The 23,638-nt window shown below is 36.1% G+C and carries 28 protein-coding genes and 1 riboswitch; of the genes, 20 read left to right on the top strand and 8 right to left on the bottom strand.

All coding sequences use genetic code 11. The annotated features are described in order from the left end of the window. The first annotated feature begins 74 nt into the window (after positions 1 to 74). The 3 genes from SJY24_RS09500 to SJY24_RS09510 all read left to right on the top strand — a co-directional run bounded on the left by SJY24_RS09500 (position 75) and on the right by SJY24_RS09510 (position 2,071). Positions 75 to 1,043, top strand: a complete 969-nt coding sequence (locus SJY24_RS09500; protein ID WP_377864483.1) for an aromatic acid exporter family protein — start codon at positions 75 to 77, stop codon at positions 1,041 to 1,043. Between the two features lie 15 nt (positions 1,044 to 1,058). Beyond that, a complete protein-coding gene (locus SJY24_RS09505) occupies positions 1,059 to 1,619 on the top strand; it encodes a L,D-transpeptidase (protein ID WP_377864484.1) in 561 nt (186 codons plus the stop codon). 212 nt (positions 1,620 to 1,831) lie between these two features. Further along, positions 1,832 to 2,071 carry a DUF3894 domain-containing protein gene (locus SJY24_RS09510; protein WP_377864485.1) on the top strand — a complete coding sequence of 80 codons (240 nt, stop codon included), beginning with the start codon at positions 1,832 to 1,834 and terminating at the stop codon, positions 2,069 to 2,071. 90 nt (positions 2,072 to 2,161) lie between these two features. Here the strand turns inward: SJY24_RS09510 and prli42 are convergent, their stop codons facing one another. Then, entirely contained in the window at positions 2,162 to 2,254 is a 93-nt protein-coding gene (gene prli42, locus SJY24_RS09515; RefSeq protein ID WP_000549036.1) for a stressosome-associated protein Prli42, read from the bottom strand. 188 nt (positions 2,255 to 2,442) lie between these two features. On the opposite strand from prli42, the gene SJY24_RS09520 reads away from it, so the two are divergent. Further along, complete coding sequence (locus tag SJY24_RS09520) at positions 2,443 to 2,988, top strand: GNAT family N-acetyltransferase (protein WP_071747056.1); 546 nt, start codon at positions 2,443 to 2,445, stop codon at positions 2,986 to 2,988. 127 nt (positions 2,989 to 3,115) lie between these two features. Beyond that, on the top strand, positions 3,116 to 4,234 hold the full coding sequence (locus SJY24_RS09525; RefSeq protein WP_377864486.1) for a tripeptidase T: 1,119 nt from the start codon (positions 3,116 to 3,118) through the stop codon (positions 4,232 to 4,234). A gap of 48 nt (positions 4,235 to 4,282) precedes the next feature. Here the strand turns inward: SJY24_RS09525 and SJY24_RS09530 are convergent, their stop codons facing one another. Further along, a complete protein-coding gene (locus tag SJY24_RS09530) occupies positions 4,283 to 4,489 on the bottom strand; it encodes a hypothetical protein (RefSeq protein ID WP_000809197.1) in 207 nt (68 codons plus the stop codon). 142 nt (positions 4,490 to 4,631) lie between these two features. On the opposite strand from SJY24_RS09530, the gene SJY24_RS09535 reads away from it, so the two are divergent. After that, the gene (locus SJY24_RS09535; RefSeq protein ID WP_377864487.1) at positions 4,632 to 5,870 is read left to right on the top strand and encodes a DNA polymerase IV; all 1,239 of its coding nucleotides are present in this window, start codon (positions 4,632 to 4,634) and stop codon (positions 5,868 to 5,870) included. A 41-nt stretch (positions 5,871 to 5,911) separates the two neighbouring features. Here the strand turns inward: SJY24_RS09535 and SJY24_RS09540 are convergent, their stop codons facing one another. The 3 genes from SJY24_RS09540 to SJY24_RS09550 all read right to left on the bottom strand — a co-directional run bounded on the left by SJY24_RS09540 (position 5,912) and on the right by SJY24_RS09550 (position 10,342). Then, on the bottom strand, positions 5,912 to 6,613 hold the full coding sequence (locus SJY24_RS09540; RefSeq protein ID WP_000262360.1) for an MgtC/SapB family protein: 702 nt from the start codon (positions 6,611 to 6,613) through the stop codon (positions 5,912 to 5,914). Between the two features lie 76 nt (positions 6,614 to 6,689). Beyond that, a complete protein-coding gene (gene mgtA, locus SJY24_RS09545; RefSeq protein ID WP_377864488.1) occupies positions 6,690 to 9,395 on the bottom strand; it encodes a magnesium-translocating P-type ATPase in 2,706 nt (901 codons plus the stop codon). Between the two features lie 330 nt (positions 9,396 to 9,725). Next, a riboswitch (M-box (ykoK) riboswitch) is annotated at positions 9,726 to 9,893 on the bottom strand. Between the two features lie 197 nt (positions 9,894 to 10,090). Beyond that, complete coding sequence (locus SJY24_RS09550; protein WP_377864490.1) at positions 10,091 to 10,342, bottom strand: DUF3932 family protein; 252 nt, start codon at positions 10,340 to 10,342, stop codon at positions 10,091 to 10,093. 189 nt (positions 10,343 to 10,531) lie between these two features. Between SJY24_RS09550 and rnz the strand changes: the two genes are divergently transcribed. The 5 genes from rnz to sdaAA all read left to right on the top strand — a co-directional run bounded on the left by rnz (position 10,532) and on the right by sdaAA (position 13,758). Then, positions 10,532 to 11,455 (top strand): ribonuclease Z, encoded by a 924-nt coding sequence (rnz, locus tag SJY24_RS09555; protein ID WP_377864491.1) that lies wholly within the window; start codon positions 10,532 to 10,534, stop codon positions 11,453 to 11,455. A gap of 364 nt (positions 11,456 to 11,819) precedes the next feature. Beyond that, positions 11,820 to 11,993 (top strand): hypothetical protein, encoded by a 174-nt coding sequence (locus tag SJY24_RS09560; RefSeq protein ID WP_377864492.1) that lies wholly within the window; start codon positions 11,820 to 11,822, stop codon positions 11,991 to 11,993. A gap of 25 nt (positions 11,994 to 12,018) precedes the next feature. Then, positions 12,019 to 12,156: a hypothetical protein gene (locus SJY24_RS09565; RefSeq protein WP_377867322.1), complete on the top strand. Its 138-nt coding sequence runs from the start codon at positions 12,019 to 12,021 to the stop codon at positions 12,154 to 12,156. A 45-nt stretch (positions 12,157 to 12,201) separates the two neighbouring features. Then, positions 12,202 to 12,861: an L-serine ammonia-lyase, iron-sulfur-dependent subunit beta gene (sdaAB, locus tag SJY24_RS09570; RefSeq protein ID WP_000877440.1), complete on the top strand. Its 660-nt coding sequence runs from the start codon at positions 12,202 to 12,204 to the stop codon at positions 12,859 to 12,861. Positions 12,862 to 12,879: 18 nt separating this feature from the next. Continuing rightward, a complete protein-coding gene (gene sdaAA / locus SJY24_RS09575; RefSeq protein WP_098888588.1) occupies positions 12,880 to 13,758 on the top strand; it encodes an L-serine ammonia-lyase, iron-sulfur-dependent, subunit alpha in 879 nt (292 codons plus the stop codon). Positions 13,759 to 13,815: 57 nt separating this feature from the next. Here the strand turns inward: sdaAA and proI are convergent, their stop codons facing one another. Further along, on the bottom strand, positions 13,816 to 14,655 hold the full coding sequence (proI, locus tag SJY24_RS09580) for a pyrroline-5-carboxylate reductase ProI (RefSeq protein ID WP_377864493.1): 840 nt from the start codon (positions 14,653 to 14,655) through the stop codon (positions 13,816 to 13,818). A gap of 165 nt (positions 14,656 to 14,820) precedes the next feature. Between proI and SJY24_RS09585 the strand changes: the two genes are divergently transcribed. Together SJY24_RS09585 and SJY24_RS09590 are read left to right on the top strand one after the other, a co-directional pair. Beyond that, the gene (locus SJY24_RS09585; RefSeq protein WP_098498710.1) at positions 14,821 to 15,774 is read left to right on the top strand and encodes an MBL fold metallo-hydrolase; all 954 of its coding nucleotides are present in this window, start codon (positions 14,821 to 14,823) and stop codon (positions 15,772 to 15,774) included. 9 nt (positions 15,775 to 15,783) lie between these two features. Beyond that, positions 15,784 to 16,578, top strand: a complete 795-nt coding sequence (locus SJY24_RS09590; protein ID WP_377864494.1) for an SDR family oxidoreductase — start codon at positions 15,784 to 15,786, stop codon at positions 16,576 to 16,578. Between the two features lie 30 nt (positions 16,579 to 16,608). On the opposite strand, the gene SJY24_RS09595 is transcribed toward SJY24_RS09590, so the two are convergent. Continuing rightward, positions 16,609 to 16,794, bottom strand: coding sequence for a YqzH family protein (locus SJY24_RS09595; RefSeq protein WP_377864495.1), 186 nt, complete (start codon positions 16,792 to 16,794; stop codon positions 16,609 to 16,611). Positions 16,795 to 17,018: 224 nt separating this feature from the next. Here SJY24_RS09595 and argC point away from each other — a divergent pair, with 224 nt between their 5' ends. From argC to SJY24_RS09630, 7 genes are all read left to right on the top strand, one after another. Continuing rightward, positions 17,019 to 18,056, top strand: coding sequence for an N-acetyl-gamma-glutamyl-phosphate reductase (argC, locus tag SJY24_RS09600; protein ID WP_377864496.1), 1,038 nt, complete (start codon positions 17,019 to 17,021; stop codon positions 18,054 to 18,056). Between the two features lie 10 nt (positions 18,057 to 18,066). Then, complete coding sequence (gene argJ, locus SJY24_RS09605) at positions 18,067 to 19,290, top strand: bifunctional glutamate N-acetyltransferase/amino-acid acetyltransferase ArgJ (protein WP_377864497.1); 1,224 nt, start codon at positions 18,067 to 18,069, stop codon at positions 19,288 to 19,290. Between the two features lie 11 nt (positions 19,291 to 19,301). Further along, the gene (gene argB / locus SJY24_RS09610) at positions 19,302 to 20,069 is read left to right on the top strand and encodes an acetylglutamate kinase (protein ID WP_377864498.1); all 768 of its coding nucleotides are present in this window, start codon (positions 19,302 to 19,304) and stop codon (positions 20,067 to 20,069) included. Beyond that, positions 20,066 to 21,226 carry an acetylornithine transaminase gene (locus SJY24_RS09615; protein ID WP_377864499.1) on the top strand — a complete coding sequence of 387 codons (1,161 nt, stop codon included), beginning with the start codon at positions 20,066 to 20,068 and terminating at the stop codon, positions 21,224 to 21,226. Before argB ends, SJY24_RS09615 begins: the two co-directional genes overlap by 4 nt. Before the next feature lie 12 nt (positions 21,227 to 21,238). Beyond that, positions 21,239 to 22,189: an ornithine carbamoyltransferase gene (gene argF / locus SJY24_RS09620; RefSeq protein WP_377864500.1), complete on the top strand. Its 951-nt coding sequence runs from the start codon at positions 21,239 to 21,241 to the stop codon at positions 22,187 to 22,189. Between the two features lie 149 nt (positions 22,190 to 22,338). Next, positions 22,339 to 22,890, top strand: coding sequence for a DUF2062 domain-containing protein (locus SJY24_RS09625; RefSeq protein WP_377864501.1), 552 nt, complete (start codon positions 22,339 to 22,341; stop codon positions 22,888 to 22,890). A 59-nt stretch (positions 22,891 to 22,949) separates the two neighbouring features. After that, positions 22,950 to 23,162, top strand: a complete 213-nt coding sequence (locus SJY24_RS09630) for a hypothetical protein (RefSeq protein WP_377864502.1) — start codon at positions 22,950 to 22,952, stop codon at positions 23,160 to 23,162. Positions 23,163 to 23,186: 24 nt separating this feature from the next. Here the strand turns inward: SJY24_RS09630 and SJY24_RS09635 are convergent, their stop codons facing one another. Then, positions 23,187 to 23,633, bottom strand: coding sequence for a MarR family winged helix-turn-helix transcriptional regulator (locus SJY24_RS09635; RefSeq protein ID WP_377864503.1), 447 nt, complete (start codon positions 23,631 to 23,633; stop codon positions 23,187 to 23,189). Positions 23,634 to 23,638: the final 5 nt, after the last annotated feature.

Here is a 23,638-nt window from a genome sequence, read left to right on the forward strand (position 1 = left end):
TAGAAAAGGATGACATTGCGTCATCCTTTTTTTATACTAACTTTAAATACGTTTATACATATAGGAGTAATGATATGTTTAAAATTGGATATAGAACAGTGAAAACAGCGCTTGGAACGGGGGCGGCAGTTTTTATTGCTCAGTTATTAGGATTAGAATTTTATAGTTCAGCTGGTATTTTAGTCATTTTATGCGTGCAAAATACGAAACGAAAATCCGTTCAAGTATCGTTGCACCGTTTTTTAGCTTGTGTATTATCAATGGTATTTGCGTTTTGTATTTTTGAAACGATTGGTTATACACCACTTGCGATTAGCGTATTACTGCTTACCTTTATTCCGACTGCAGTTATGTGCAAAATTCAAGAAGGTATTGTCACGAGTTCGGTTATCGTTATGCATCTGTATTCATTAAAGCAAATTACATGGTCTATAGTTGGTAATGAAATTGCTATATTAACGATTGGAATTAGCGTCGCTTTATTAGTAAACATGTACATGCCAAGCAGTGAGAATAAACTGAAAGAGTATCAAGAAAAAATAGAAGAGCATTTCAGAACAATTTTGTTTGAAATGGTCGTTTATTTACGAAATCGAGATAGTAATTGGAGTGGAGTCGAATTAATTGAAACAGAAATGATGCTGAAAGAAGCAAAAGATTTATCATTTAAAAAACTTGAGAATGAGTTTATGCGTGAAGATGACTATTATTATCGTTATTTTGATATGCGCATGCAACAATTTGAAATTTTGGAGCGCATGATACCATTAGCTGCGTCACTATCTTGGACGTATGAACAAGCCGATATGATTGCAGATGTAATTGAAAATATAGGGAACTCTATTCGTCCTGAAAGTACAGGAGTCATTTCGTTAAGACAACTTCAAGAAATGCGAGAAGTATTTAGAGAAATGCCTTTACCCGTCTCACGTGAAGAATTTGAGATACGTGCGAAGCTTGTTCAACTTGTGTATGAAATGGAACAATATTTACTCATTAAAAGCCGTTTTAAGGGAAAGGATAATATAAAAGAACTTATATAGAAGGTAGGAATTATTATGCCGTATCTTCTCTCTTTCATATTATGTCTTTCTTTATCGCCTATTTGGCCTCTTGGTGATAATCCACGTGCCGGAGATCCTTTTATTATTGTAAATAAAGCGACGAATAAACTAGCTTATATTGACGATGGAAAGATTCAAAAGGTTTTTCCGGTAGCGACAGGGAAAACAAATGAATTAACTCCAGAGGGAACTTTTGATGTTGTAATGAAGGCGAAGGATCCGTATTATATTGCGAAGGATATTCCAGGTGGGTCACCGAAAAATCCACTTGGGTCAAGGTGGATTGGATTTAATGCAAGAGGAACTGATGGAAGTAAATATGGAATACATGGAACAAACCAACCTAGTTCAATTGGAAAGTATATTTCACAAGGATGTATAAGAATGAAGAAAAACGATGTGGAATATTTATTTGATCGTATTCCAATTGGAACGAAAGTATCGATTGTGAAATCGAAAAAAACATTTCAGCAATTGGCAAAAGAAAAAGGTGCCATTGCATATGAAAAAGCCGACACAAAAGTTGGCTTTTTCTTTTATTATAAGTTGTCTTGACATGTGTACATAACCATGCGTTAATGAAAATATAGAAAGATAAAGTGAAACTTTAATCAGTGGGAGGTTATTACCCGCTGATTATTAGTTGAACCAATCGGGCATTTACGGGCAGTTTATCTCTCGCCTAACTGCTTTGCCCTAGCCAAATTTTGAGGTGGGAGTCTTACTGCCCGTTAATGCGGGATAAAATAGGTAAAGGGGTTGCTCATATGTACTTGAATCCGAAAATTTCTTATATGCAGTTTTTGGTGGGTTTTCTATTTGTTATTACATTCATATTGGCAACTTTTAATATATGTTCTTACGTTGTAGCGATTGTATTTATGGCATTACTCAATCTTACTTTTGTTATTGGGGCATTTCAGCAGAAACAATATACAAGCTTTGTAATAGCGCTTGTAATGGCTTTTTCCTTTAGTATTGTAGCAGTTGTACTATATATAAAATAAAATATTCATTAGAAGATAGACTATCTCGATTTCGAGATGGTCTATTTTGTATGTGTAAACAGTAAAAAAAGGACGAGTGAATCGTCCTTTTTACCAAAACATACTTGCGCCAGTAAGTAGTGTTGTTACAAGCATAGAAATTAGCATTATATAAACCATGATTTTTTGAGCTTTTTTATGCATCGTTAAACCTCCTTGCAAATCAGTACAATTTCATTGTAACGAGAAATGAAATTGTGGACAAGGGGAGAGAAAGGACAAAATTCGGGAAGGGGTTGCAAAATATAACAGGAAATTTGAGCATACGTAGAGAATATGTTAAAAGGTAGATTATTAGTTTTTGTTATGCAAGCATGAAGAATGGAGATACGATGATGAAAATATACGAAACAGAGCGTTTACATTTAAGAGAAATTGATGAGTCGTATGCGGAAAAAGTTCTTCAATATTACGACAAAAATCGTGAGTTTTTAAAAGCGTGGGAAGAGTATAGACCGGAGGATTTTTTTACGTTAGATTACCAAAAGAAAAAGTTACAAAAGGATAGAAAAGAGTTCGCGGAAGGTAAGATCATCAGGCTGTGGATTTTTAAAAAGGGTGATGATACAAAAATTATTGGATGTATTTCATTTAATCTAATTGTTCGCGGAATTTATCAATCTTGTGTGCTTGGCTATAAATTAGATAAGGAAGAATTGAATAAAGGTTACACAACAGAAGCGCTTAGAAAAGCAATTCAAGTTACCTTTAAAGAATTTCATTTACATCGTATAGAAGCGCCGATTATGCCACGAAATTTAGCATCTATACAAGTAGTGACGAAAATAGGATTTCAATATGAAGGTGTATCTCGAAAAATGCTAATGGTTAATGGTGTTTGGGAAGATCATATGCGCTGGGTGTTGTTAAACGAGTAATAGAAAGCAGATGGGTATCTAGATGTATGAACCATCTGTTTTTTGTCTTGTATTTCGAAACTTTTGCGAAATTCTGTTATAATTAATATTGTTACATACATAATGGTAGTGCAGGAGGCGCAGTCTTATGATTAATCAAGAACGTTTAGTAAATGAATTCATGGAGTTAGTACAAGTAGATTCTGAAACAAAATTTGAAGCAGAAATTTGCAAAGTGTTAACAGAGAAATTTACTGCTTTAGGTGTAGAAGTATTTGAGGATGACACGATGGGCGTGACTGGTCATGGTGCAGGTAACTTAATTTGTACTTTACCAGCAACAAAAGATGGTGTTGATACAATTTATTTCACTTCTCATATGGATACAGTAGTTCCTGGTAATGGAATTAAGCCTTCTATTAAAGATGGATATATCGTATCAGATGGGACTACTATTTTAGGAGCGGATGATAAAGCTGGTTTAGCATCTATGTTTGAAGCGATTCGTGTCTTAAAAGAGAAAAACATCCCTCATGGTAAAATTGAGTTTATTATTACAGTTGGAGAAGAATCTGGTCTTATTGGTGCAAAAGCGTTAGATCGCGAGCGCATTACAGCAAAATATGGTTATGCATTAGATAGCGATGGAAAAGTTGGTGAAATCGTAGTTGCAGCGCCAACACAAGCGAAAGTGAATGCGATTATTCGTGGGAAAACAGCTCATGCTGGCGTAGCACCAGAAAAAGGTGTATCTGCAATTACTATAGCAGCAAAAGCAATTGCAAAGATGCCACTTGGTCGTATCGATTCTGAAACAACTGCAAATATTGGGCGTTTTGAAGGTGGCACACAAACAAATATCGTTTGCGATCATGTTCAAATTTTTGCAGAAGCTCGTTCTTTAATCAATGAGAAAATGGAAGTACAAGTTGCAAAAATGAAAGAAGCATTTGAAACAACTGCAAAAGAAATGGGTGGTCATGCAGGTGTTGAAGTAAATGTTATGTACCCAGGTTTTAAGTTTGCTGATGGAGATCACGTTGTAGAAGTTGCGAAACGCGCTGCTGAAAGCATTGGCCGTACACCTTCTCTTCACCAAAGTGGTGGCGGAAGTGATGCGAACGTAATCGCAGGACACGGTATCCCAACAGTTAACTTAGCAGTTGGTTATGAAGAAATTCATACAACGAATGAAAAAATTCCTGTTGAAGAATTAGCGAAAACAGCAGAATTAGTTGTAGCTATTATTGAAGAAGTAGCGAAGTAAGTAATAAAAAAAGACGTGTGAACCAATTATGGTTTACACGTCTTTTTTTTATTTTGATTCAATTGCTTTCACAAGGCGGATAAGCCAATATAAGAAGACCCACGGAAGTACATAAGTTGTTGTAAAACGTATGAAATGAGAGAAGATTCCTAAAGCGTAAATGTTAATGTTAAAAAGGGGAAGTAACAAATAATTAATCGCAAGGATTACTATAATAATAATAAATACATAATTGAGCTTATTATGTTGTTTCATAACGATTCATCTCCTTTACAATAATATCCATTTGTTACATACAGTATAACAAAAAATAGATAGAGAAAAGCCAATAATTATTATAACGTGTAAAGAAATTTGATATAATGAAGGAACAAATGTTCTTTGAGGGGTGAGTAGTATGCGAGAAATGTATCCGAAAAATGGTCGTGTCATTTTACATGTAGATATGAATTGTTTTTTCGCATCTGTTGAGATTGCTCATGACCCATCATTACAAGGAAAGCCATTAGCGATTGCGGGGAATGAAAAAGAGAGAAAAGGGATTATCATAACATGTAGTTATGAGGCGAGAGAATATGGAATACGTACGACGATGCCTCTTTGGGAAGCGAAAAGGTTATGCCCACAATTAGTTGTAAGGCGTCCTAATTTTACATTATATCGTGAAGCTTCATTTCAAATGTTTCAAATTCTTTCTCGTTTTACAGAAAAGATACAACCAGTCTCTATAGATGAAGGGTATTTAGATATTACAGATTGCTATGCACTCGGTTCGCCTCTTGAAATAGCAAAGATGATTCAACAAGTGTTATTAACAGAGTTACAGCTTCCGTGTAGTATTGGAATCGCTCCAAACCTTTTCCTAGCAAAGACTGCTTCAGATATGAAAAAACCTCTTGGAATTACAGTACTTCGAAAACGTGATATTCCAGAAATGATTTGGCCACTTCCAGTTGGAGCAATGCATGGAATTGGTGAGAAAACAGCTGAAAAATTAAATAATATTCATATACATACAATTGAACAGTTGGCAAAAGGAGACGAGCATATCATTCGCGCTAAAATTGGAAAGCACGGTGTTGATTTACAAAAACGTGCAAAAGGTATGGATGACAGGGAAGTTGATCCGAATCAAATGGGACAACATAAAAGCGTTGGAAATTCGATGACTTTCTCAAAGGATATGGATGAAGAAAAAGAATTACTTGATATGTTAGAAAGATTATCGAAATCAGTAAGCAAAAGGCTACAAAAACGAACTCTCGTTAGTTATAACATTCAAATTATGATTAAATACCATGATCGTCGCACGGTAACACGGAGTAAACAATTGAAAAATGCAATATGGGAAGAACGGGTTATTTTCCAAGCAGCATCACGTTTATGGAAGCAACACTGGGATGGTGATTCTGTTCGTCTGTTAGGTGTTACAGCTACTGAATTAGTGTGGAAGACAGAATCAGTGAAACAGTTAGATTTGTTTTCATTCGAAGAAGATGCGAAAGAAGAGCCGTTACTTGCTGTTATTGATCAAATTAATGATAAGTATGGAACACCGCTTTTACAACGTGGCAGCCAATTATTACGTAAGCAAGAAAAGTCGTTTCAGCAAAAGTTAGAAAATAAGTTTATGTAGAAGGTGTCATGAAGTAGTAAATATCATGGCACCTTTCATATTTAACTCGCTTCTAAATCTAAAGAAGTCTTCCACCCAGCAGCAGTAACACCAGATTCTAATAACATTCTACTTACTATTTTTTCAATTAAGATAGCCGCATTTGTCTTGCAATGTAATGTAGCCTGTATACATACTTTTTGATTAGAATCTACATCTTCACTATATAACTCTTTTAAACCGAGACCTTCTGTGCTTACCATGTGCATGAGTAAAAAACGAATATGTGCTTCATTTTCTTCGGAACAAGTAAGAGAAAGTAAGTAGTTTGTTTGTTCAGGGGATTCTTCTTTTGATTTCTTGTTCATAAAGAGAGCGATTGGGCGAAGTAGTATATTTGCTAGTAAAACGCCGGCTGCGCCTAATATAGCTGCAACGAGAAAACCAGCGCCTGTAAGAGTACCGACAGCAGCAGCGCACCATAAAGTAGCCGCAGTATTTAGTCCTCTAATACTAAAACCGTCGCGGATAATAACGCCGCCTCCTAAAAAGCCAATCCCACTAACAACTTGGGCAGCGATACGTGATGGGCTAGCATCATGATCAAGCATGACGGATAATAAAACAAATATACAGGCACCAAGTGATACGAGAGCATTTGTCCGCAAACCGGCCATCCGGTGTCTCCATTGTCTTTCCATTCCGATGCAAGCACCTACAATAATTGCGATAAATAATCTTAATACAATGTCATACCATACCATCATGGTCACCTCCATACATATAAGTACGTGTTATGTTTTTTAAGAATGAGTGGGGAGTACCCACTCATTCTTATTTTTACAACCAGCTATGAAACTTTTTAATATAAACTTTTTTCAGGAATTGTGTTAAGAAAGCATAGCCTAATAGTATTCCTACTAACCAAGGGAAATAGCTAAGTGGTAATGCTTGTAAACCAACGGCCGCACCAAGTGGTGAGAATGGAATATAAATTCCGATTGCCATAATACAAGCGGTTAATAAAAGTACCGGTGTTGATGCAGTACTTTGAATAAAAGGAATCTTCTGTGTTCTTATCATGTGAACGATTAAAGTTTGTGTGAGCAATCCAACGACAAACCAACCAGATTGGAATAATGATTGTTCGCTAGGTGTATTTGCACCGAAGACATTCCACATGACTACGTATGTGATAATATCAAATATGGAACTAATTGGACCGATACAAATAATGAAGTTCCGTAAGTTTGCAGTATCCCATTTTCTCGGTTTTTCTAAAAACTCTTTATCCATTTTGTCCCATGGAATAGACAGCTGTGAAATATCATAAAGCAAGTTTTGAATTAGTAGATGAATGGCAAGCATCGGTAAAAAGGGAATGAAAGCACTCGCTACTAACACACTAAATACATTTCCGAAGTTAGAGCTAGCTGTCATTTTAATATATTTTAAAATATTTCCGAACGTAGTGCGTCCTTCTAAAATACCTGCTTCTAATATAGTTAAACTTTTTTCAAGAAGAATAATATCGGAAGACTCTTTTGCGATATCAGTTGCAGTATCAACAGATATTCCAACGTCAGCATCACGTAGTGCAACTGCGTCGTTAATACCATCGCCCATATAACCTACTGTATGACCGTTCCCTTGTAAGACGCGAATAATGCGAGATTTTTGCATTGGATTTAGTTTTGCGAACACTGTTGTTTCTTCGGCTAGTTTTGCTAATGCTTTATCTGGTAAAGAATCGACCTCGTAGCCAAGGATAGGCTCTCCAATATTTAATCCCACTTCTTTACAAACCTTTTTTGTAACAATTTCATTATCACCAGTTAAAATTTTTACTTGTACACCATGTTTCTGTAATGCTTGAATGGCAGCAGCTGCAGATGGTTTCGGTGGATCTAAAAAGCCAATGTATCCAGCGAGAGTCATATTAGTTTCATCTTTTACCGCGTACTCTTTATCATTTGTTTTTCTATCTTTTTTATAGGCTACAGCAATTACTCGCATACCTTCACCATTCAATGTTTCGCTTAGTTGTTTAACATTTGAACGTATTTCTTCGGTAAGTGGAACAATTTGTCCATCCATTTCAGTGTAGTTGCAAATGGATAAAATTTCTTCTACCGCTCCTTTACAAACCATTGTATGTTCACCTGAAATGTCTTTGACGATGACGGACATACGGCGGCGAGAAAAATCAAATGGAATCTCATCTAGTTTTTGAAACATTGAAGGGTCGAACTTTTGCTTTTCTTCTGTATGCTCAATAACAGCTTTATCTATTAAATTTTTTAATCCAGTTTGATAGAAGCTATTTAAATAGGCAAAGTGTAATACACGATCGCATTTATTACCGTTAGGATCTAAGTGCCGGACAAGTACAACTTTATCCTCTGTCAACGTCCCAGTTTTATCGGTACAAAGAATGTTCATCGCACCTAAGTTTTGAATAGAATTCAGTTGTTTTACAATTACTTTTTGTTTAGACATGTTAACGGCACCTTTAGCTAAATTAGCAGTTACAATCATTGGTAACATTTCAGGTGTAAGACCAACCGCAACGGCAATAGCAAAAAAGAAAGCTTCTTGCCAATCTCCTTTTGTGAATCCATTAATGAGAAGGACAATAGGTGCCATAATAAGCATGAATGTGATTAAGAGCCAACTTACTTTGTTTACACCTTTATCAAAGCTTGTTTCTGCACGTTTTCCGATCACTTTTTTTGCTAAAGAGCCGAAATACGTATCGGTACTTGTTGAGACGACAATAGCTTTTGCGCTACCACTTACAATATTCGTACCCATAAAGCAAAGATTTTCCATATCGAGCGGATTGTAATTTTTTTTCATGTTTTTCGGTAACATATGTTTATTTTCCGTATGGTAGCAGTTCTCGTATTTTTCTACCGGAAGAGCCTCGCCTGTTAAGGAAGACTGATTAACAAATAAATCTTTAGCCGATAAAATACGCACATCAGCTGGAACGATGTCACCGGCTGAAAGTGAAATAATATCGCCAGGTACAAGTTCTTCAATTGGAATTTCTATTGTATAATTTCGATTTAAATTCGTTACGTTTTTTGTTTCGTGTACAAATCCATCTATTCTAAAGACGCTCGCGGTTGTTCGAACCATAGCCTTTAACTTATCCGCGGATTTTTGAGAGCGGAATTCTTGTAAAAAGCGAATCGTTGAACTTAGCAGTACCATTACAGATACGACAATTGTTCCTTGCATGTCATCTGTGAAAAAAGATAGCGCTCCAAGAGCTAATAAAACAAAAATAAATGGATTTTTAAATGCCAGTAGAAATTGAATGTACCACGGCAATGTTTTATTATGAGCAATTTCGTTCGGACCGTATAAAGAAAGTCTACGAGACGCTTCTTGTTTAGAGAGTCCATCTTCTGTTGTTTCTAGAAGTTTTAATGCAGAGTTTACATCTTGTGTTGCAACTTCCACTAATACTTTGTTATTTGTTTGCATGCTATCTTGATCGTAAGCATGCTTCGTTTCTTGTCTTTGTAAATTTAACATTGGTAGTTCCTCCTTTTTCATGAAGGAGGAAACAATCTGTTACTCGACTATTTAAAATTGGGAGGAACAGTTTCTTTCCTACCTACACGGTGAAATATTAACGTAAAACATATGGGTATCTGGGCCGAATCATCACTTGCCACTGTTCCTCACCTCCGTACAATTAGTAGTTTCTGAATATGCTATGTTTGTTTCATAGTAAGGTGCATAAAGACATAAAAAGACCTTTACTCAAAACGAGTAAAGGTCTGAATTCGTAGTCAAAAAGAGTCAACAACAAAGACTGTTATTAAACATAGATAAAAACAGTTTTTGTGTATGACAAAACATACGCACCTCTCCCTCGTTGAGTTTTAGCACTGTATAGCATAGGTACTGAAACCAGCTACGTTAAGAAAGGCCTTCATTCCGACCTTTCCTGTTGACCCATTGGCGTCTCTCGACATTTTTGGGCAGCAGCGTTTCTCTATACAGGAGCCTCACCTAACAGAGACCATATTCAATTACAAGTTGAATGTTAGCACTGTAAAATCGTAGTGTCAATATCTTTTTAATCTGTTTTTTTGAAAAATTAAATAGATTTACGATGGCTATATAGTAGGAAATAAGCGGAGTTTTTTTGAAATAAGGCGGGAAAATAAATACTTTAATGAACATAAATAAAAAGCACTGATTACAGTGCTTTTTATTATAGATTATGAGATTGTAGCATTTTCAAAAATAACAATTTCTGAACTGTTTGTTGTTGAAACGCGTTGTGCGTAATATGTTAAAGCTGAAGAAATATATGTTGGTAACGAATCATTTGTATGTGTTGTTGTATATTCATGGATTAATTCTTTCAAAGTCGTCCATTCTAATTGTGCTGGGTGATCAGACACGAAAGAACTTACCCAGCGATCAAATGAAGATGAACAATCAGTTTGTAAACGAAATGCTTCTTTCATAATAAAACGCTCCCTTAAAATGTAGTGTAATCATTTTAACATAAAATACGAACGATTGCTAAGTTTTTTGAGTATAATGTTCGTGTTATATAGTTGTCTAGATGATTGGTTATGTAAATTCGATTTGCCATTTGAAATAACATTCCGTAAGATGAAAGGTAGATTATATAAAGAGCTGGAGGAAAGAAAGTGGAATTTGTATTTTTAGGAACTGGTGCAGGTGTTCCTTCAAAAGGAAGGAATGTTTCAGCAATTGCTCTGCAATTGCTAGAAGAACGAGGACAGACTTGGTTATTTGATTGTGGCGAGGCGACGCAACATCAAATATTACATACATCAGTACGTCCACGCCGCATTGAAAAAATATTTATTACGCATTTACATGGTGATCATATTTTTGGGTTGCCTGGTTTATTAGGAAGCCGTTCGTTTCAAGGAGGGACTACACCTTTAACAGTGTATGGACCAAAAGGAATTAAACAATTTATTGAAGTGGCATTATCAGTAAGTACGACACATGTGAAATACTCACTTGAAATTGTTGAGATAACAGAAGAAGGTACTGTGTTTGAAGATAATGAATTTTATGTGGAAACGAAAAGATTGTCACATGGTATTGAATGTTTTGGGTATCGTATTGTAGAGAAAGATATACAAGGTGCTCTTTTAGTCGATAAATTGCTGGAGATGGGTGTGAAACCCGGTCCACTCTTTAAACGTTTAAAAGATGGAGAAGTAGTTGAATTAGAAAATGGTACGATACTAAATGGAAAAGACTTTATTGGTCCGCCTCAAAAGGGAAGAATCATTACTATTTTAGGTGATACAAGATATTGTGAAGCGAGTAGAGAGCTGGCACAAGACGCTGACGTACTTGTTCATGAAGCAACTTTTGCGGCAGAAGATGAACAACAAGCGTATGATTATTTTCATTCCACATCTAAGCAAGCTGCGAGTATTGCACTTCAGGCAAATGCAAAACGCTTAATATTGACTCATATTAGTTCTCGTTATCAAGGAGATACATATAAGGAATTATTGAGAGAGGCAAGAGAGCTATTTTCTAATACAGAAATAGCTACGGATTTAAAATCATTTCCAGTAGAAAGATAATAATGTTGTGAAAAAATGGTGACGAAAGGTTGCCATTTTTTTTATTTCTAAAAAAAATTAAAAATAAAACTGTTATCATTTTATTTTTATATAGGATGACACAGAAAGTTTTAATGATGTGAAGATATAGGATAAAAATACATAATACCGATTATTTAGAAAAACTGTTATATAAATCAGACGACATACGAGTGGTACAAATAGCGAAAATAGATTTTTATTCAGAACTTTTAAAATTCATTAAAAGTAAGCGTTTTATTAAAAACAAGCTATAATGAGGGCAGATTATAATTTAAGTGTAGGCTACATGCGTTTTTGCCATTTGTCATAACAAGTGAAGTTGACTAAATCGTGAGAGAGCAACATGGAAATTATAATAGGAAGGATATTACTATTATTTGTACTAAGTCTTTTTTCACTTTTTAGCTTTAAAACACCAAAAGGTATGAAAGCAATGGGAGTTTCACTTGTTTATGCTATGCTTGTAAGGGGTTCTGTGTTAAACTTTGGATTGCTACAAGACTTTATTGTGGATTAACTTATATTATTAGTAAATGAAGGTAATGCTAAGTTTCTTATTTATTATGATAACTGGTATTATTTCAGGATATATTGCTTCACTGTTATTCAAAAACTATCCAATTCGTACAGAGGAACAAATTCGTCGTACAACTGGAAAAGCAACCGATTCGGTAGCTTAATAGAATAGTAAAAATTTTTTTCATAGAGGTTTAGGGGGAGTTATGATGAAGTATCGCTCAGTATTTGATATTATTGGTCCAGTTATGATTGGTCCATCAAGTTCACATACAGCAGGCGCAGCAAGAATGGGGCAAGTTGCTCGCCAGCTGTTTCGTCATGAACCAGAAAGAGTAAGCATTTCATTATATGGATCATTTGCAAAGACGTATCGAGGACATGGTACGGATGTAGCGCTAATCGGTGGAATATTAGGATTTGAAACAGATGACTTACGTATTCCAGAGGCGCTAGACATAGCAAAAGAACGCGGAATTGAAGTGGAATTCATTGAGGAAGATGCAAATGCTCCTCATCCAAATACAGCGAAAATTCGTCTGTATAAAGGAGAAGAGGAAATTGAAGTCGTTGCTTGTTCAATCGGTGGTGGTAAAATCGAAGTTGTAGAATTAAATGGATTCGATCTTCAACTATCAGGAACGAGTCCAGCGCTACTTATTGTAAATAACGATCGCTTCGGTGCTATCGCAGCTGTAGCTTCAATCCTTGCAAAACACGAGATTAACATTAGTACAATGAGTGTTTCTCGTAAAGAAAAAGGAAGAAGAGCGCTTATGGTCATTGAAACAGATGAATTATTAGCAGATGAAGTAATCGCGGAAATAAATGGGCAACAAAATATTTGTCAAGTAACTATTATGGATTAATTGCAGGGGGGACACACCATGTTTCGGAACGCAGCGGAACTAGTGGCGCAAGCTAAAGAGCAAAATGTAAAAATCGCAGAAATTATGATTCAATGTGAAATGGAAACAAGAAGTATCACACGTGAAGAAGTAATTGCTGGAATGGAAAAGAACTTAGTCGTGATGGAACAAGCAGTAGAACGCGGTATTCGTGGTGTAAAATCACCAACTGGTTTAACTGGCGGGGATGCTGTGAAAGTCCAAGCGTATATGCAGAGCGGAAAAGGCTTATCTGGAGATACAATTTTGGACGCAGTGAGTAAAGCTGTTGCGACAAATGAAGTAAATGCGGCGATGGGAATTATTTGTGCAACACCAACAGCAGGATCTGCTGGAACAGTGCCAGGCGTACTGTTTGCACTGCAAGAAAAATTACAGCCGACACGCGAAGAAATGATTGAATTTTTATTTACAGCAGGAGCTTTCGGTATGGTTGTTGCGAATAATGCTTGTATTTCTGGCGCGGCAGGAGGTTGCCAAGCTGAAGTAGGTTCAGCAAGTGGAATGGCAGCAGCAGCAGCAGTTGAGATGGCTGGTGGAACACCAGATCAAGCAGCTACAGCGATGGCGATTTCATTAAAGAATATGCTTGGTTTAGTATGTGATCCTGTTGCAGGGCTTGTAGAAGTACCTTGTGTAAAACGTAATGCAGCAGGAGCTGCGAATGCCATGATTTCAGCCGATTTATCATTAGCTGGTGTAACTAGTACAATTCCATGTGATGAAGTCATTGAGGCGATGTTTAGAATTGGACAAACGATGCCAGTAGCACTTCGTGAAACAGCAGAAGGTGGACTTGCAGCAACACCGACAGGTCGTCGTTTGCAAGAAGAGATTTTTGGTAAGAGTAATAACTAAAAGCATATCATATGATTAAAGTAAAAACGGAGCTCAAATAAAGTTGAGCTCCGTTTTTTATTTTTCTTTTGCTATTTTTTCTAATGTTTTTCCGAGATCGTGTGATCGTTTCGTTGCTTGTGTAATACAGAAAATTAATGCTTGTTGAAAATCATGCTCCTGTAACACTTCAATACCTGCTTCAGTTGTTCCCCCAGAAGAAGTAATTTCTTTTCGCAAAATAGAAGGGTGTTTTTCGCTTGCTTTTAGCATTTCAGCAGCGCCAATCATCGTCTGAAGAATAAGTGATTTTGCAACATCTTCCTTTAAACCAATTTTTTTTGCGGCCTCTTCCATTGCCTCTACTACGTAATAAATATAAGCTGGTCCACTCCCGGATAATGCAGTGACAGCATGCATATCTTCTTCTTCTACAACAGAGACGAGACCAATCGTTTCAAATAACGATGTTGCAATGCGAATATGTTCCTCCGTTGTATGTTCTGAAGGTGAGATAGCGGTAGCGGATTTTAAAATGGCCGCAGATGTATTTGGCATTGCACGAATAATCGGAATGTCTTTTTGAAGTAGGTTTCTAATTGAATGAGTAGAAACACCTGCTAATAACGAAATAATAAGCAAGTCATTATGTATGTATTCTTTAAGAGGAATCATCGCTTCTGCGACATCTTTTGGCTTCATTGCTAGAAAAAGAATATTTGCATCAGCAAGTAATTCCTTTTTATTATGTGTACCTTTGACACCGTATTTTGTATGTAACTCCTGTAATCTTGTCTCGTTAGAACGATTACTTACAGTAATATGTTCCCCTTTAACAACATTTGCGTTTAATAAACCACCAATAATCGCTTCGGCAATAGAGCCTGCACCGAGAAAGGAAATGTTTTGAATAGACATGATGTTCCTCCTTTAAATTTGGTTAGAAATGCTTATAAATGTACATACATTCGTTTTTTTACGGAAAACACCTCTTTTTATCTGAAAATAATGACAAATTTATAGGGAAGTTGTAAACTGAAGAGGTATTCATTTTTGAACCGGAAAAAGACAGGGGGGCTAAGCATGACGGCGATTCATCGAATGGAGATTCCTGTTCCATTTGCAGTTGAGACAGTGAACGTGTTTTTAGTTGAGGGAGAAACATTAACGTTAATTGATACAGGGACAAATACAGAAGAAGCAAAGAAAGCACTAGAAAGTCAATTAGGTGCATTAGGGTATAAGATAGAAGATATTGAAACAGTAGTGATTACGCATCACCATGCGGATCATTGTGGACTTTTAAATACATTTTCTGAAAAAGTAAAGATTATTGGACATCCTTGGAATGAACCGTGGATCACGCAGAATGCCGAATTTTTAAAGAGGTATCATGAATTTTTTAAAGAGACGGCCCTGCAGTTCGGCGTTCCAGCAGCATTTTTGAATGGTGAGGCGTTATTGACGACGAAGACACTTAAATATTCTTGTAATAGGTCGTTAACACATACTGTGAGAGAGGGAGATCGTATAGATTCGTTACCTGGATTTACAGTGATTGAAACCCCAGGTCATGCTTCCACTCATATTTCATTATATAGAGAATCAGATGGAATATTAATTGGTGGAGATGCTCTCATTAGTCATATTTCTTCAAATCCAATATTAGAACCACCATATGAAGGGCAAACAGAAAGAGCGCGTCCTTTATTGCAGTACAATCAAACGTTAAAACGTTTAAGTGAAATGAATATTTCACGTATTTTATCCGGGCATGGGGAAGATGTTCTGAATGTGAAACAACTTATTGAAACAAGATTACAAAAGCAAGAGACACGTGCTTTTAAAGTGCTGGAGCTATTAAAGGAAAAGCCAATGACAGCATTTGAAGTATGTGTAAAATTATTTCCGGTATTATATAAAGAGCAATTGCCACTTACTATCTCAGAAACTGTTGGACAATTAGACTTTTTAGCATATAATCAACAAGTGATGATTGATGAATCTTCACAACAATGGATTTATTATGCAAAGTAGGTGACAGCAATGACTGGACGTTTACAAGAAAAGGTAATCGTCATTACAGGTGCTTCTAGTGGAATTGGGGAGCAAGTTGCAATGCAGGTTGCGGAGCAAGGGGCGACGCCAGTATTAATGGCTCGAACAGAAGAGAAGCTACAAGCATTAGCAGACAAAATTAAAGCAACTTATAATACGCCTTGCTATTACTATGTATTAGATGTAAGTGAAGAAATGAAAGTACAATCTGTTTTTTCAAAGGTATTACAAGAAGTAGGACGTATTGATATATTGGTAAACAATGCGGGATTTGGTATTTTTAAAACGTTTGAAGATGCATCAATGGATGAAGTAAAGGATATGTTTCAAGTAAACGTATTTGGATTAGTAGCTTGTACGAAAGCGGTATTACCTTATATGGTAAAAAAGAACGAAGGACAAATTATTAATATTGCTTCATTAGCTGGAAAAATTGCAACTCCGAAGTCTAGTGCTTATGCTGCAACGAAACATGCTGTATTAGGATTTACAAATAGTTTACGTATGGAGTTATCTAATACAAATGTTTTTGTAACAGCAATTAATCCAGGACCGATAGATACGAACTTTTTTGAAATAGCCGATCAATCAGGTACATACGTAAAAAATATGGGACGTTACATGTTAAAACCAACATATGTAGCAGAACAAATCGTAAAGGCGATGCAAACGAAGAAACGTGAAGTAAACTTGCCGAAGTGGATGGGAATTGGGCCAAAGCTCTACGCATTATTCCCAGGTTTATTTGAACGTGTTGCAGGCAAATCATTAAGTAAAAAATAGGAGATTTCCATATGGAAATCTCCTATTTTTTTATTTTCCAGTCACATAATCGTAAACGATATCTTCAACTGCCTCGTATACATCAATTTCAGTATTTGAATGAATTATCGTTTGAATATGTTTAATTAGCATTTCCTGATCCTCTTTTGAAACAGGATTACATTGATATTGCCGAAAACTTTTTATAATCATTTTCTCAATTAATTTTTTATTCATGTTTTTCCCCGCCTGTATGTATACATGTATTGTTTTATTGTACTTGAAGTGAAATGAAAATACTACTATGCACTGTTTTTGCATAAAAATCCACTTGTATATATTGCTTTTATAGTGAAATTAATATTTTGAAGTTTTTAAAAATTATAAATATTTAATTGACTTTATAATTATGCAATATTATAATCATACTTAATTTAAAGAATAGATATGAGGAGGAGCTTATGAAAGTCGCAATTATTGGAGCAACTGGATATGGAGGTATTGAGTTAATTCGGTTATTAGAGCAACATCCATATTTTTCGATAGCATCTCTCCATTCTTTTTCACAAGTTGGTGAATTTATAACAAATGTATACCCGCATTTTCGAAATGTTCTTGTCCATACGTTACAAGAAATTGATGCGGAGAAAATAGAGAAGGAAGCTGAAATTGTATTTTTAGCAACTCCAGCGGGAGTATCGGCAGAGTTAACACCAAAATTATTGGCAGTAGGTTTAAAAGTAATTGACCTATCTGGAGACTTTCGTATGATAGATCCCTCGTCATATGAATTGTGGTATAAAAGGCCAGCTGCACAGGAAGAAGTTCTTAGGAAAGCAGTATATGGATTAAGTGAATGGAAAAGGTCCGAGATTCAAAATGCTAATTTAATTGCAAACCCAGGATGCTTTGCTACAGCTGCATTATTAGCGGTAGCGCCGTTAGTACGTAGCGGCATGATTGAAGAAGCTTCGATTATTATTGATGCGAAATCAGGAGTATCTGGAGCTGGCAAAACGCCAACAACAATGACTCACTTTCCTGAGTTATACGATAACTTGCACATTTATAAAGTAAATGTGCATCAGCATGTTCCTGAGATTGAGCAAATGCTTGCAGAGTGGAATCGTGAAACGAAGCCAATCACGTTTAGTACACATTTAATACCGATATCACGAGGGATTATGATTACACTTTATGCGAAAGTGAAAGAGGAAATGAAAATAGAGCAACTTCAAAAGTTGTATGAAGAAACGTATGAATACTCAGCCTTCGTTCGAGTTCGCTCGCAAGGAGAATTTCCAAGTCCGAAAGAAGTAAGGGGCTCAAATTATTGTGATATTGGGATAGTTTACGATGAAAGAACGGAAAGAGTTACGGTCGTTTCTGTTATAGACAATATGATGAAAGGTGCGGCTGGGCAAGCGATTCAAAATGCAAATATAGTAGCGGGGCTAGAAGAAACAACGGGGTTACAGCATATGCCGCTTTATCCATAAGGGGGACGTGATGATTAAAGTAGGGTCTATTACAAAATTAGAAAATGGTTCAATTGTAACGCCGAAAGGCTTTTCGGCAATCGGTACTGCAAATGGTTTGAAAAAGGAGAAAAAGGATCTAGGTGCAATCATTTGTGAAGTGCCAGCATCATGCGCCGCCGTCTATACAACAAATCAAATACAAGCAGCACCCCTGCAAGTAACGAAAGATAGTATAGCGGCTGAGGGGAAATTACAAGCAATTATCGTCAATAGTGGAAATGCAAATGCTTGTACGGGAATGAAAGGATTACAAGATGCATACGAGATGCGCGCATTAGGGGCGGAATATTTTGGAGTGAAAGAAAACTACGTTGCAGTAGCTTCAACAGGTGTAATTGGTGTTCCTTTACCGATGGATATAATCCGAAAGGGAATTACGACTCTTATACCGACAAAGGCAGTAAGTGAAGCACATTCTTTTTCTGAATCGATTTTAACGACGGATCTTATAACGAAAGAAACTTGCTATGAGATGATCATTGATGGAAAAGAAGTGACGATTGCTGGTGTTGCTAAAGGTTCAGGGATGATTCATCCGAATATGGCAACGATGCTTAGTTTTATTACAACAGATATCAATATAGAGCATGATGTATTGAAAATAGCATTATCACAAGTTACAAATCATACGTTTAATCAAATTACGGTGGATGGAGATACTTCTACGAATGATATGGTCATCGTTATGGCAAGTGGATTATCAGAAACGAAAACGATGAATATGGAACATAAAGACTGGGAAACTTTCGTATTCGCTTTACAGAAGGTGTGTGAAGATTTAGCGAAAAAAATTGCACAAGATGGTGAAGGGGCTACGAAGTTAATAGAAGTAAATGTGCAAGGCGCTAAAACAAATGAAGAGGCAAAGAAGATTGCAAAGCAAATAATCGGTTCGAGTCTTGTAAAAACAGCAATATACGGTGAGGATCCAAATTGGGGACGAATTATTAGTAGTATTGGGCAGAGTGAAGTAACTATTAACCCAAGTACAATTGATATAACTCTTCAATCTATCGACGTATTAAAAAATAGTGAGCCGCAAATGTTTTCTGAAGAGGAAATGACAAAGAAATTACAAGAACACGAAATAAAAATTGATGTTTATTTGCATTTAGGAGATGAAACAGGATCAGCTTGGGGCTGCGACTTAAGTTATGACTATGTGAAAATAAATGCCTGTTATCGTACATAAGGAGAGAGAAGATGAGCGATTATATTGTAGTTAAATGCGGCGGTAGCATGTTGAATCGATTAAATAGTGTGTTTTTTGAGTGCATAAAGAAATTGCAAAATAAGTATAAGGTTGTTATTGTCCATGGCGGTGGCCCAGAAATTGATGCCAAGTTAGAAAACTCTAATATCAAGATAGAAAAGAAAAATGGATTACGAGTAACGCCAAAAGAGGTTATGGATGTTGTTCAAATGGTGCTATGCGGAAGTACGAATAAAAAATTCGTACTGAATTTACAAAAACATGATTTACTTGTGGTCGGGCTTTCGGGATGTGACGGGAATTTACTTCAAGTTCAACCTGTTGGCGAAGAGATGGGATATGTAGGAGAAGTAAGTTATGTAGAAACAGCCTTATTAAAAGGATTGATGGATATGAATTATATTCCTGTGATTGCTTCAATCGGGATAAATGGTAATGAGATTTATAACATAAATGCTGATACCGCTGCAGCTGGGATTGCGGCCGCACTATCCGCAAAAGAGCTCATTTTTATTACGGATGTAGATGGGATATTACATGAAGGGAAATTGGTAAAGAAAACCGATGAATCTGAAATTGTTACTTTTATAGAACAAGGTGTCATTACAGGCGGGATGATTCCGAAAGTACAGGCGGCACTGACATCATTAAAAATGGGAGTGCAAAAGGTAAGTGTCGTGAATGGTACAAAAGACTTTGCTGAAGTTACGGGAGAGTGTATTGGAACGACGGTAACGAAAGGAGTGAGTATCGTATGACAAGTCATCTTTTTCAAACATATGGGAGAAGAACTATTGAGTTTGTAAAGGGCAATGGGGCGAAAGTTATTGATAAAAATGGTAAGAAATATTTAGATTTCACTTCTGGTATTGGAGTATGTAACTTAGGACATTGTCATCCTACGGTTGTAAAGGCAGTAGAAAAGCAACTTAGAAATATATGGCATATATCTAACTTATTTACGAACTCCTTACAAGAAGAGGTCGCATCGTTATTAACAGAAGATACAGCATTAGATCATGTGTTTTTTTGTAATAGCGGGGCGGAGGCAAATGAAGCGGCTTTAAAGCTAGCACGTAAGCATACTGGAAAATCTCTCGTAGTAACATGTGAGCAGTCTTTTCACGGTAGAACATTTGGAACGATGAGTGCAACGGGTCAAGATAAGGTGAAAGAAGGGTTTGGTCCACTACTTCCGTCTTTTTTACATACCCCTTTTAACGATATACAAGCATTAGAGGAAGTAATGAATGAAGAAGTTGCGGCAGTAATGATAGAAGTTGTTCAAGGAGAGGGCGGAGTCATACTAGCTGATCCATTTTTCTTGAAAGAAATCGAAATCTTATGTAATAAGTACGGTTCTCTATTTATTATAGACGAAGTACAAACGGGTATAGGAAGAACCGGAACACTATTCGCTTACGAACAAATGGGAATAAAACCTGATATCGTTACCGTTGCAAAGGCACTAGGAAATGGTATTCCTGTTGGAGCGATGATTGGCCGGAAAGAACTCGGAACGTCGTTCACTGCAGGATCACACGGTTCAACTTTTGGCGGGAATTATATTGCGATGGCTGCAGCGAAAGAAGTATTACAAGTAAGTAAAAGACCATCGTTTTTAAAAGAAGTACAAGAAAAGGGCGAGTACGTATTAGAGAAGTTGCAAGAGGAATTACAACATGTCGAATATATTCAAAATATACGTGGTAAGGGGCTTATGATTGGAATTGAGTGTAAGCATGAAGTTGCAAGTTTTATAGAACAACTAGAAAACGAAGGACTTCTCGTATTACAAGCAGGCCCTAATGTTATAAGACTATTACCGCCACTCATTGTAACGAATGAAGAGCTAGAACAGGCAGTATATATGATAAAAAAAGTGGTTTGTACAAAAAATGCATCAATAATATAAGGGGGAAATTTCATGTCAACTGTACAAGTACCGAAATTAAATACGAAAGATCTTTTAACACTAGAAGAACTGACGCAAGAAGAAATTATTTCTTTAATTGAGTTCGCTATATATTTAAAAAAGAATAAGCAGGAGCCTTTATTACAAGGGAAAATATTAGGGCTTATTTTTGATAAACATTCAACTCGTACTCGCGTATCTTTTGAAGCAGGAATGGTACAGCTCGGAGGACATGGCATGTTTTTAAGTGGGAAAGAGATGCAAATTGGAAGAGGAGAGAGCGTTTCAGATACTGCAAAGGTGTTATCTCATTATATTGATGGGATTATGATACGTACATTCTCACATGCGGATGTAGAAGAGCTTGCGAAAGAATCGAGCATTCCTGTTATTAATGGATTAACGGATGATCATCATCCTTGTCAAGCATTGGCAGATTTAATGACAATTTATGAAGAAGTAAAGACGTTCAAAGGAATTAAACTAGCTTACGTAGGTGATGGGAATAACGTATGTCATTCATTGTTGTTAGCGAGTGCGAAAGTCGGAATGAATATGACTGTTGCAACGCCTGTAGGGTATGAACCAAATGAGGAAATTGTAAAAAAAGCGTTAGCGATTGCTGAAGAAACAGGAGCTGAAATTGAAATTTTGCATAACCCTGAACTAGCGGTGAGTGAAGCGGATTTCATTTATACTGACGTTTGGATGAGCATGGGGCAAGAGGGAGAAGAAGAGAAATATACTTTATTTCAACCTTACCAAATCAATAAAGAACTTGTTATGTATGCGAAGCAAACATATCGTTTCTTACACTGTTTACCTGCTCATCGTGAAGAAGAGGTAACAGGAGAAATTATAGATGGACCACAGTCTATCGTATTTGAGCAAGCTGGTAATCGATTACATGCGCAAAAAGCATTATTAGTAAGTTTATTTAAAAATGTAGAAGAGCCTTCCTAAAAGGGAGGTTTTTTTATATTGAAATGTCGTATGTATATTTGGTTAACCATCTCTATATCATTTATAATAAAAAGAGTAAACTAAATTTGTTTTTCATATCATGTAAGGACATACTAGATAGAAAAAATATAGTTAAAGAGATGATGAATTTGAAAACAACTAAGAAAACATATTCGTTTTTTCAGCGGATGTGGAGAATATTAAAGTTTCAATATTATAAGTTGCTTCGATCACCAGAAGGAGCAAAGAAGGTATCATTAGGTTTTGCAATTGGTTTTGGTTTAGAGATGTTGGTCATATATACGGCATCGCTCGTATATTTAATATTTTATCCAATCGTTCGATTAGCAAAGGGATCTTTTCCTGCTGCGGTTATTGGCAATATTATTGGGAAAATATCGTTTTTACCGGTATTTTTATTTCCATTTGCTTATGCGCTAGGAAAAATGATTTATCCATTTCATGTGAAAAAAATACATCATGAACCATTTACGATATCTGACTTGTTCTCAAGCCATATTTTCACAATGTTAAAGAGCTTATTGCAGAGTGAAGTGTATGTATTAATTGGTATGACGATAATAGGAGTTGTGTTTGGGGTGATTTCATATTTCGTTGTGCATTATTTATATGAAAAGAACCGTAAATTACGTTTGAAGAACAGAAAGAAACGAGTGAGAGAACCACTCGTGCAAATATAAAGAAGTGTCACATTCATTTTCTCCTTTGAATATGTTTAAGAAAAAGGAGGAGAGAATGAATGTATTATTACGTACCTCAAGTATATCCATATGTAAATTATTATCCGGTTTATGATATGAGTAGACAATACGAATTATATCGACAACAACAATTACATCAATTATCACAAATACCACAAATACCACCACAACAATCTACGCAAGAACAAAAACCATATTTAACGACATGGCCGTATTCAAATGTATACTATGGTAATTATTACGAATCATAAAGCTGCTTCTATTTAGAAGCAGCTTTATACGTTTGTTTTCAAAATTAAATTTTGAATGGTTTTAAGAGAATGAATGAGCTTTTCACGCTCTTCCTCAGATAATGTTTGAAAATTTTCTTTTAGTTTGTCTAAAATGAATTGCTGATATTGATTTACTAGTAATTTCCCTTCAGTTGTTAGGGAAATTAAAATGACCCGTCGATCTTTTTCGCTATAATGACGCTCTATTAGTTCTTCTTGAATAAGTTTGTTTAATAGAGGGGTCATGTTAGGCCGTGAAATCGCTAGCCGCTTGCCAATTTCTGAAACTGCTAATGTACCATTTTCATGCAAAAGCAGTAACACTTGCGTATGTGATGGCGGCATATGTCTTTGAGAAGAAAACTCTCCAGGAAGCATAAATTTGCGATAAAAAAGAGGCACTAGCGAAAGAAGATGATCAACAATACGTTCCCACTCGCGTGATTCCATATAAC

Origin of the sequence: Bacillus sp. R86525, from assembly GCF_042466195.1 — a bacterium.
In the GTDB taxonomy this organism is placed as follows: domain Bacteria; phylum Bacillota; class Bacilli; order Bacillales; family Bacillaceae_G; genus Bacillus_A; species Bacillus_A nitratireducens.